10 protein-coding genes are annotated in these 10,643 nt (G+C 63.5%); 1 reads left to right on the plus strand and 9 read right to left on the minus strand.

Annotated features, from left to right (window positions below; all coding sequences use genetic code 11):
* From WCZ84_RS12495 to aroE, 5 genes are all read right to left on the minus strand, one after another.
* Positions 1 to 1,061: thiamine pyrophosphate-binding protein (locus WCZ84_RS12495; RefSeq protein WP_372686608.1), on the minus strand; the 1,061-nt coding region annotated here is incomplete at its 3' end.
* A gap of 15 nt (positions 1,062 to 1,076) precedes the next feature.
* Complete coding sequence (locus WCZ84_RS12500) at positions 1,077 to 1,910, minus strand: citryl-CoA lyase (protein WP_372686609.1); 834 nt, start codon at positions 1,908 to 1,910, stop codon at positions 1,077 to 1,079.
* A gap of 2 nt (positions 1,911 to 1,912) precedes the next feature.
* Entirely contained in the window at positions 1,913 to 3,115 is a 1,203-nt protein-coding gene (locus WCZ84_RS12505) for a CaiB/BaiF CoA transferase family protein (protein WP_372686610.1), read from the minus strand.
* 57 nt (positions 3,116 to 3,172) lie between these two features.
* Complete coding sequence (locus tag WCZ84_RS12510; RefSeq protein WP_372686611.1) at positions 3,173 to 4,078, minus strand: DMT family transporter; 906 nt, start codon at positions 4,076 to 4,078, stop codon at positions 3,173 to 3,175.
* An 11-nt stretch (positions 4,079 to 4,089) separates the two neighbouring features.
* Positions 4,090 to 4,905, minus strand: a complete 816-nt coding sequence (aroE, locus tag WCZ84_RS12515; RefSeq protein ID WP_372686612.1) for a shikimate dehydrogenase — start codon at positions 4,903 to 4,905, stop codon at positions 4,090 to 4,092.
* 134 nt (positions 4,906 to 5,039) lie between these two features.
* Here aroE and WCZ84_RS12520 point away from each other — a divergent pair, with 134 nt between their 5' ends.
* Entirely contained in the window at positions 5,040 to 5,843 is an 804-nt protein-coding gene (locus WCZ84_RS12520) for a sugar phosphate isomerase/epimerase family protein (protein ID WP_372686613.1), read from the plus strand.
* Between the two features lie 41 nt (positions 5,844 to 5,884).
* Here WCZ84_RS12520 and WCZ84_RS12525 read toward each other — a convergent pair whose 3' ends face one another.
* The 4 genes from WCZ84_RS12525 to WCZ84_RS12540 all read right to left on the minus strand — a co-directional run.
* Positions 5,885 to 7,813, minus strand: coding sequence for a TRAP transporter permease (locus WCZ84_RS12525; RefSeq protein ID WP_372686614.1), 1,929 nt, complete (start codon positions 7,811 to 7,813; stop codon positions 5,885 to 5,887).
* Complete coding sequence (locus tag WCZ84_RS12530; RefSeq protein ID WP_372686615.1) at positions 7,814 to 8,902, minus strand: TAXI family TRAP transporter solute-binding subunit; 1,089 nt, start codon at positions 8,900 to 8,902, stop codon at positions 7,814 to 7,816.
* 22 nt (positions 8,903 to 8,924) lie between these two features.
* The gene (locus tag WCZ84_RS12535; protein ID WP_372686616.1) at positions 8,925 to 9,566 is read right to left on the minus strand and encodes a cysteine hydrolase family protein; all 642 of its coding nucleotides are present in this window, start codon (positions 9,564 to 9,566) and stop codon (positions 8,925 to 8,927) included.
* The coding region (locus WCZ84_RS12540; protein WP_372686617.1) for a TRAP transporter large permease at positions 9,554 to 10,643 on the minus strand (1,090 nt) is incomplete at its 5' end. The genes WCZ84_RS12540 and WCZ84_RS12535, both read right to left, overlap by 13 nt.

Consider the following 10,643-nt stretch of genomic DNA (forward strand, 5'->3'; position numbering starts at 1 on the left):
GCCGCATTGGGGCGCGGCTCGGGGCAGATCTCGCGGGCCACCCGGTTGAGCACCGCGAGGGCCTGGCCCACATCGGCCACCGCGCCGATGGCGGCCGGGTAGTTGCGGCCGATCTCGGCGGCATCGATATCGATATGGATCAGGCGCGTGGGCGGAAAGCTGAAGGTGTATTCGTCTTCCCAGGAGCTGCAGTCCGCTTCGGCAAAGCGCGTGCCCAGGCCCAGCACCAGGTCGGCCGTGCGGCAGGTGTCATTGACGAATTGCGTGCCCCAGAACCCGGTCATGCCCAGCACCAGCGGGTGGTCGTCCGGCAGCACGCCCTTGCCCATCAGGGAATGGGCCACCGGAATGCCGAGGTGATCGACCAGTTGGGCGAGCGCTTGCGCCGCGTCGGCCAGGATCACGCCCCCGCCCGCGTAAATCACCGGCCGTTCGGCATCGAGCAGTTCTTGCACGATGCGCCGCGCCAGGACATCATCGATGGATGGCTTTTCCAGCTGTTTCGTATGGGCCCGCAGGCGCTCGAAGAGCGACGTATCCACTTTTGCCGAAAAAATGTCCATGGGCACATCGATCAGCACCGGGCCGGGCCGTCCGCTTTCAGCGAGCTGGAAGGCTTTTTCCAGGATTTCCGGGAAGCGGTCGGGACGATCGACCCGCCAGGCCCGCTTGACGAAAGGCCGGTAAATTTCCCATTGCGCCGCATCGGCGTGCAGGTTGACTTCCTGGTGTGGATGCTTGCCAAAGTAGTGCGTGGGTACGTCGCCGGCGATGACGACCAACGGGATCGAGTCCAGCGCCGCATTGGCCACCCCGGTGGCGGCGTTGGTCAGGCCGGGCCCCAGGTGGCTCAGCACGACACCCGCCTTGCGGCGCATGCGGGCGTAGCCATCTGCCGCGTGCGCGGCGACCTGCTCGTGGCGCGTATTCACGAAACGGATGGTACTGCCCTCGAGTGCCGTCAGGACGGCGATGTTGGTATGCCCACAGAGGCCAAAGATGTGCGTGACACCACGATCTTCTAGGTAGCGGACGAGTTGGTGTGAGATCAATTCTTGCATGGTGACTCCGTTGACTTATTTGGCAATGCCGGTCTTGGGGCCGGTATAAGTGTAGGGAATGGAGGGCGGCATCGGACCCTTGATGCGCCGGCCCTCTTGGTGCTGCTCCCAGGCATGCGCCAGGATGCCCACAGAACGGGACAGCAGGAACAGGCCACGGCCGAGCTCGGGCTCGAACCCCAGCTCGGCGTAGATTACGGCCGTGACGCCGTCGATGTTCATGGGCAGGTGGCGCCCTTTCTCGGCTTCCAGCGCCTGCTCGATACCGCGGCCGATGGCGGCGTAATCACCCGACACGACCCCGGCAGCGGCGGCCTCGTCCACCAGCGCCAGCAGGCGGGCCGCGCGCGGATCGCGCGGATGGAACCGGTGGCCGAACCCCGGCACGATCCTGCCGTGCTGCGCCCGGTATTCCTGCAGCGCCTGGCCGATGGGATCCGCCACACCACGGCCCTGCAGCGTACGGCACAGACGATAAAGCATCATGCACTGCTGGCCGGCCCCCCCATGCACATCGCCCAGCACATTGACCGCGGAACCGACGGCGCCGTTGAGATCCAGCCCGCAACTGACGGCCATGCGGGCGATGGCGATCGAGGGTGCATGGGGGCCGTGATCGACCGCGGCCACCAGCGCCGCCTCGAGGAGGCGCGCCTGGGCGTCGCCCGGCATCTCGCCCAGCAGCATGAGCCAGACCATTTGCGCATAGCCAATATGGCCGATCAAGTCTTGGATCGGATAGCCCCGGATGCCGATCTTGCCGGGTTCGATATCGATGATGCCGGTGGACCACCAGCGGCTTGCCTGATCGATGCGGTCGTCATCCGGGGTATCTTGCGAAGCTGGCATGTCTAGATCACCTGTTGTTCGCGCAGCGCGCGGATCGCCGGCCCGTCGTACCCCAAGTCTGCGAGGATCTGCTCGGTGTGTGCCCCCAGCATCGGCGGTGGCGTCGCCACGTCTGGATTGCCGCCGGCCATCTGGAAGCCCGCGCGCACGAACTTGAGCGGCCGGTCGACCCCTGGCACCGCCTCGAAGCCGGCCATGAGATTGCGCTCGCGGATCTGGGGGTGGTCAAGTGCCTCGGGTACGCTCAGGACCCGCCCGGCGGGCACCCCGATGCCCGACAGAACGGCCTCCCAGGCTTCGGCGGACTGCGCCGCCAGAGCCTGTTCGATCTCGGCCGTGAGGGCGGCGCGGTTTTGCTTGCGCTGCTCGCGGCGGGCGAAGCGCTTGTCCTTGATCAGTTCGGGGCGGCCGATCACGCGCATGAGCGCTTCGAACTGCTCTTGCTTGTTGGCGGCAATGTTCAGCAGGCCGCTGCCCGTGCGGAAGGTGCCGGAAGGCACGGCGGTGAAGTTCTCGTTGCCCATGGGCTGCGGCTGGACCCCGGCCAGAAGGTAGTTCGACACGACCCAGCCCATGGTGACGATGGTTGAATCCAGCATGGAGACATCGATGAATTCGCCTTCACCGCTGCGCTGCTGGCGCACCAGGGCGCTGGCGATGGCAAAGGCGGCCGTGATGCCGCCGATGGTGTCGGCCACGGGATAACCGACGCGCAACGGCGCAGAGGTTTCGGATCCGGTGATGCTCATCACCCCCGACAGGCCCTGAACGATCTGATCGTAGGCCGGCGCGCCCCGCAGGGGCCCGGTTTGCCCGAAACCGGAGATCGCGCAGTACACCAGACGCGGGTTGAGTTCCTTGAGTGCCGTGTAGCCCACGCCCAGGCGATCCATGACGCCCGGGCGGAAATTTTCTACCAGCACGTCGGCCGTGGCCACCAGGCGCGTCAGAATTTCGCGCCCGGCTGGGGCCTTGAGGTTGATGGTGATGGAGCGCTTGCCACCATTTTGGGCCAGAAACGAGGCGCCCATGAGCCGGGCATTCAGGCTGGGGTCGGCGCCCAGCTGGCGCGCCAGATCGCCGCTGCCCGGGACTTCGACCTTGATGACGTCGGCCCCCAGCAAAGCCAGTTGGTAGGCGCAGAAGGGGCCTGCCAGAACATTGGTGAGATCCAGTACGCGTATACCTTCCAATGCCTTGGACATTGCTTCCCTTTGATCGCCGCAGAACGCTGTGTTTGACACTTTAGAACACAATTCTATTCAACGCAACCAGCTGCCGGAATGGAGGCGGGCCGCACCGCGCTGCACCAGCCGGCCCAGCGAAATCATGAGCCCGCCCGCGGCGATCACCAAAATACCCAGCCAGGACATGGCATCGGGCACGGTCTCGAAGATCGTCCACCCCAACACGGATGCGAACATCAGCTGGAAGTAGCTATAGGGGCTCAGGACCACGACAGAAGAGACGGACAGCGCCTTGGTGAACAACAGATGGCCGGTCGCCCCAATGGCACCGGCCGCACACACGATCAGCACGTCGGTGGCCGCCATGGGCTGCCAGACATAGGGCATGAGGGGCAGCAGCACCGCCGTGCCAATGGCACCGGTGTAGAGGTTGCTGGTCACCGGGTGCTCGGCGACCCGGGTGAACCGCGTCACCACCTGATAACAGGCGTTGCAGGCGGCCGCCCCCATCGGGAAGAACACTGCCCAGGTCATCAGGCCCCCGCCGGGCCGCACGATGATGAGCACCCCCACAAAGCCCAGGCCGATGGCGGCCCAGTCCATGCGGCTGGCCTTTTCCTTCAGGATCAGGCCAGAGAGCAACGTCACGATGAGCGGCGCCATGAACAGGATGGCAGAGGTCTCTGCCAGCGGCAGGCGCGCGAGCCCGTTGATGGCCAGGATACTGGCGCCGCACAGGCTCAGACCCCGCAACAGCTGCAGCAGGGGACTGTGCGTGTGCAGCAGGGACAGACCGATGCGCGGCAGGAAGACCAGCGCCAATACCGCCGTCTGCACCACGTAGCGAAACCAGACGACTTGCGTCAAGGGATAATCGGCCGCAAGATATTTGGTGGCCGCGTCCAGAAGTGCGAAAAAGAGGCTGACCAGGCACATGAGCACCGGCCCCAGCCAGGGCCGTGCTTCACCCGGGGTGTCCATAGGGGCCCGCGTCAGTGCAACAGCGCCAGGACCGGCTCGACGTCGGGCCGACAGCCACGCCACAGGCGATAGGATTCTGCGGCTTGGCTCACCAGCATGCCCAGGCCATCGACCACCCGTTCGGCACCCAGGTTGCGCGCGTCCGCCATGAACGCCGTTTCGCCGCGCCCATAGACCAGGTCGTAGGCCAGGGCGCCTGGCGCAAAGACCCCGTCCGGGAGTGGCAGATGGGCACCGGTGAGGCTGGCCGAAGTGGCATTGATGACCACGTCGAAGCGGCCCTTGGCCACGGCATCGAGCGGACCGGCGTGCGCGCAGCCGCCCTCGCCCAGGCCATGTCCGGCCAGCAGCTCGCGCGCTTTGTGCTCGGTTCGGTTGACCAGCAGCAGATGCGCGGGCCCGGCTTGCAGGATAGGCAGCAGGATGCCGCGTGCCGCGCCGCCCGCGCCGATCACCAGCACCCGCTGGCCCTGCAAGGATACACCCAGCCGATCCTGGATGTCATTGACCAATCCCACGCCGTCCGTGTTGTCGCCGTAGACCCCGTCCTCGTCGAATTTCAGCGTGTTGATGGCCTGAGCGGCCTGTGCCCGATCCGAAAGATGGTCTGCGAATTCGAGCGCGGCCAGCTTGAAGGGCGCCGTCACGTTCATCCCCTTGCCACCGGCGTCGATGAAGCGCTGCACCGTATCGTGGAAAGTTTCGGGCGTCGCCAGCAACTTCTCGTAGCGCAGATCATGGCCAAATTGGCGGGCAAACGCCGTGTGCAAGAGAGGCGACTTGGATTGGGCAATCGGGTTGCCGATCACCGCGTAGTGGTCTGTCATGAAACGCTCCTGGAGCGCAGGCAAAAAGTCAAGCATACCGGGATTCGGGCGCGCCCGCTTTCACGCAGTTGTTGCGCACAATAGAATTAAATTCTATATTGAATAACAAATCGACTGATCAAAGGACTTTCGCGATGGCTACTCAGTTCTCGCTTGCCCATTTGGCTGTACTCGATTGCCCGCCTGTGGCTATGATCCATATTGCGCAGCGTACGGGCTATGATTTCGTCAGCCTGCGGTTGACCGCGGTCACACCCACCGAACCCGTCTACGCGCTGCAAAACGACCCCGCCCAACGCCGTGAAGTCAAAGCGCTGCTGAACGACAGCACGGTTCAGGTCCTGGATGTCGAACTCGCCCGCATGCCGCCCGAGCTCGAACCTGAAACCTATGCGGCGGTCCTGGACACGGCCGCCGAGCTGGGCGCCCGACACGTTCTTACCCAGCTGCCCGATCTCGATCGCGAACGCGCCACCGAACGCTTCGCCCGCTTGTGCGACATGGCGCGTCCGCTGGGCCTGACGATCGACCTGGAGTCTCCCACCTGGACGGCAACCCCCGATCTGCACGCCGCCGCGCAGGTGCTCTGGGCCGTTGATCGGCCCAATGCCGGTATCGTGGTCGATACGCTGCACTTCGACCGCTCGCACGACAGCGTCGACATGCTGCGGGCACTGCCGCGCGGCTGGTTCCATTATGCCCAGGTCTGCGATGCGCCCGCCCAGATCCCCGAGACCACCGAAGGCCTGATCTTCGCGGCGCGCAGCGAGCGCTTTCCACCCGGCGAAGGCGATATCGACATCCGGCGCATTCTGGCGGCCCTTCCGGCCATACCGTACTCTCTGGAAATCCCCAACGACACGCTGTCGGCCCAGCTGGGGCCCGAAGGTTGGGCACGGCGCTGCATCGAGAGCGCGCGCCGCTACCTGAAGCGCTGAACACCGCGCGGCCAAGGGCCGCGCCCGGCGCATCGACCGGTTTATATGGCGCCGCCGGCTGCCTGGCTGCGACGACGCCAATACAGATAGGCCATGACCAGCAGGGCGGGCACGACGGCAAGCAGGTTATCGGGCTCCAGCACGATCCCCGCCCCACCCACCACAACGGTGCCCAGCAACAGGCCTGCCCGCTGCAACCCGATCCGGCCGGCCGGCAGCGTGCTTGGCACGGTGCCCAGCGTGCCGGTAATCAGCTTGGCCAACAGGTAACTGGCCACGGTCACGCTGATGAACGAGCTGGCGATGGCCAACGGCGAGCCGATACCCAGCAGCGCCGTGTTGTACACGAACACGAAGGGCAGCACGAAGCCGGCGATGGCCATCTTGAACCCGGTCACACCGACATCCCAGAGCGATGTTTCCGCGATCGCCCCGGCCGCGTAGGCGGCGATGGCGACCGGTGGCGTCAGCATGGACAACAGGCCAAAGTAGAAAATGAACATGTTGGCGGCCAGGGGCGTGATCCCCAAGTCGACCAATGCGGGCGACAGCAACACCGACAGCACGACGTAGACCGCGGCCGTGGGCATGCCCATGCCCAGCACGATCGCAATGATCGCCGTCACTACGAGCAATGCAAAACTGCCCGCGTGCTGGCCGACGGCCGTCAGCGCATTGGTGAGCACAAAGCCGATACCGGTGATATTGAGCGTACCGATGATGATGCCCGCCGCCGCGCAAATGAGCAGCAGGATCACAAAGGATTCACCGACATTGACCAGGATCTTGTAAAACATGCCCAAACCGATGTGTCTTTTGACGATCCAGCCACAGCCCAGTGCCAGCGCCGCGGTGTACAGGCCAGAGTCTTCAGCCGAATAGCCCAGTATGAACAGAAACAACACCAGGCCCAGCAACGGAATGGCAAATAGCCAGCGGATGCCGATGCTGCGCAGCTTGGGCAGCTGTTCCTCCGGCATGCCTGCCAGTTTGAGGTCTTTTGCCACGAGATCGACCTGCAGGAAGAGGACGAAGTAGTAAATAATGGCGGGAAGCAGCGCGGCTTCGACCACCCGGGCATACGGAATCTGCAGAAACTCCGCGATCAGAAAAGCCGTGGTCCCCATCACCGGAGGCGCCAGCTGCCCGCCATTGGAAGCCACGGCCTCGATCCCGGCGGCCACGCGCGCCGGAAAGCCGGTGTTCTTCATGAGGGGGATCGTGACCACACCCACGGTCATGATATTCGCCACGGTCGAGCCGCTGATCGTACCGAACAGGCTGGATGCGCACACGGCCACTTTTGCAGGGCCGCCCCGGCGCCGGCCCATCAGCAACAGGGCCAGGTCCGTGAAGAACGTGCTGGCCCCTACGTGCGACAGGATCACACCCAGGAACAGGTACGTCAGCACGATCGTGGCCGCCACATTCAGGACGATCCCCGGCACGCCATTGGTATCGGTATACAAGTACACCAAAAACAGCGACTTCAGTACCGTTGGCACGTTGATGAGCGCCGCATACAGATCGGTCGTCAGCCCCAGCACCACGCAGAGCACCAAAATCAGGGCGATCGCATTGCCGCACTTCTTGCGGGTCGCTTCGATCAGCAAGGCCAATGCAATCACGGCGGGTACGGTCTTGTCCAGGCCACGATTGATGATGTCGAGCTTCCAGTCGGCAAAATGCCAGGCGCCCCAGCCCCAGGCCGCAAGACTCAGGAAAACCGGAAGCAGTTCCCAATAGGCAAACCGCTCCCGATACGGCTTGTGAATGAAACCCAACGCCGTGCCCAGCCCGGTGACGGCCAGCAGATAGGCCGGGGTCAGAATTTCTACGTCGAAATAGAAAGGCAGCCCCGTCAGCCATGCCAAGCAGACGACGGCCAGTATGAATTCAAGCAGACGCTTGCCGTGCAAAACAAGGGCTTGCGGAGGAACCATGGGGCGCGTGTCGGGATTCGTCATCATTCAGAAGGCTTTTTCACGGGCTTCATTTTCATCGGTCCACTGCCCGATTTCCTTGAAGAAGCGGATCGCGCCGTCGGCATACGGGATGGTGTTGCTGGGCGAGGACAGGTCGTTTTGTGAAATTTTGCGCAGCGCCGGATTGTCTTTCTGCAATTGCGGCCAGTTCGTGTGAATCGCCTTCACGATGTCGTAGACGTCGTTTTCGGCCAGATGGCTGCTACCGACGAGAAACACGTCAAAGCCGGTGATGTTCAAGTCTTTTTTCACATAAGGATAGCGCTCGTCCATCGCTTGCGGCATGAGGTACAGGCCCGACATTTGCTGATCGAGAAAGGCCGAGTTGGCGTCCGGCCCGGTCAGGTCGAGGATCGTGACCCCGCCGGGGATCGCATTGTGGGCCTGCTCCATGAGGGGGATGCCCAGCGCCGAGACGGTGGCGTCTATGCTGCCATTCTGCAGCTTGTTGAAGCCGTCATCCAGGCCGCCTATGGTGACCGCCTTGATATCCTTTTCGGGATCCACCCCGCCAGCCTTCAGGTAGGCTTCATCGGCCAGCCCCAAAGAGACATTCGAGGAAATGCCCACGGCGACTTTCTTGCCCTTCAGGTCCGCGATGGTTTGCATGCCCGAATTCGCGCGGGCCACGTAGGTATAGGAAAGGTTCCACAGGTGGACCAGCGTGCGCAGGTCTTTTTGCTGCCCCAGTTTGCGGAAGTCGGCCTTGCCATTGAAGGCAAGCCCGCCATCCAATGCGGACGAGACACCCAGCGCGAGCTGCCCCTGGTTGACCAAAGGCAGGTAAATCGACGAACCCGAGTAGGGCTGTACGGTGGAACGGATATCCAGTTTGTCGGAAATCAGCTTGGCCAGATTCGTGCCCACGGTGTAGTAGACGCTACCTACCGGGTTCGTGCCAATGACGTATTGGGTGGCCGCGACCGCGGGCGTCAGCAGCGGCGCGGCCGCAAGAAATGCCGTGGCCGCCAGCCGCCGTGCCCAGCGCCCGCGCGTCACCCCTTCAGGGGCGCGGGCTGGCCGACGAGCGGTCTGTGCATGGATCGTATCGGGCGTGAAATTCATATGGGTCATGGTGAGTCTCCTGTGTTTCGGGTCAAGGGTGTTGTGTGGCTGGCTGTGGCCCCATGACGGCCAGAACAGCCTCTGAATCAACCACACACGCGAAGAAATCATTCAACACCCCCAGCGTGTGCGACTGCCGCTCCGGGGTGGATGCGCCACAGCAATCCGCCAGCACGATGACCGAAAAATCATTCATGAATGCGTCGCGCACCGTCGAGTCGACACAGACATCGGTCGTGGCCCCGCCAATGATCAGGTTTTCAATGCCGCGGGCACGCAGGTAGGCATGCAGCGTCGTGTCCTTGAATGCCGAGTAGCGGAATTTTTCAATCACCGCATCGGTTGGCGCAGGCGCCACGCCAAACCAGTCGGCCAGGTCGGCCCCCCGGGTCCGGTGCAGCTTGCTGCGCCCGTAGTGCAATTGCATGGCGCTGGATAACGGCCAATCGGGAAAGACGGTGCGCACAAAGGCGACGTGATCGACCTGCGCGCGCGCGGCCGCCAGGAACCGGGCAAAGCGGCGGCCCACCCCGGCGAAATGACTCACGTCATAACCCAATTGATGAATGACGCCGCCCGGTGCGCAGTAGTCGTTTTGCATATCGACGACGACGATCGCCGTGCGTCGCGCCAGCATGCGCCGGAGCAAAGGGCCGTTTTCTATGCGATCCATGATGACATGACTCCAATTGAATCCTTCCAGAGAATCAGCAGCGCAACCAGGCACAGCATGACCCCGACGAACCACCAGGCTGAGCGGAATATCGTGGAAAGCTTGACCTCGGGCAGCAGCTTGCCGACTACGAACACGTTGATGCCGATCGGTGGTGTGATCATGCCCACCTGACCCAGAATCACGATCAGCACACCGAACCAGATCAGGTCGTAGCCCATGCTTTGAATGATGGGCGCGAAAATGGGAACCGTGATGATGATCACGGGAAGAATCTCCATCACCATCCCGGCGACCAGATAGCCCAAGGCGATCAGCGCCAGCACCGCAGGTTGCGGCAAGTCCGAGGCCAGGATCGTATCCGCCAGCGTAAAGGGGATGCGGGTCACCGTCAGAAAGGTGCTCAAGACCGAAGACGCGGCGATGATGAACACCACCACCGCCGAAATGAGTACGGTTTCGGTGATCGCTTCGGAGAGCCGCGCGCGCGTCAGGCTGCGCCGCAGCAGGCCCGAGACCAGGGCCCCCAGGACCCCGATCGCGCCCGCCTCATTGGGTGTGAAGACGCCGCCGAACATCCCGCCGACCACGATGAACAACAGGATCAGGGGTTCGGCGAGATCCAGCAGCGCGCGAAATTTCTCTGCCCACGGCACTGGGTTTTCCGCGATGGCCGCCGCGCCACGCCGGCCTTCGAGGACCATGACGACCAGCGCGAATCCCAGTGCCAGCAAGAGCCCGGGCACAATGCCGGCCACGAATAATTCGCCGATGCTCTCATTGACCAGAATGCCATAGATGATGAAGGTCACGCTGGGCGGTATCAGCACGCCCAGCGTCCCGCTGGCGGCAACCGTGGCGCTGGCCAGGCCCATTGGATAGCCGGCGCGCCGCATTTCCGGCAGGGCGAATGCGCCGATGGTGGCGGCGGTGGCAATGGCCGAACCGGAGATTGCCGCAAAAATGGCACACGCCATGATCGTGGCAATCGCCAATCCGCCCGGCAGCCGCCCAAGCCAAAGGCGGGCCACGCGATACATGCGGCCACCGCTGCCGGCCACGAACATGAGCTGGCCC

Source organism: Castellaniella sp., from assembly GCF_041675725.1.
Classification (GTDB): domain Bacteria; phylum Pseudomonadota; class Gammaproteobacteria; order Burkholderiales; family Burkholderiaceae_B; genus Castellaniella.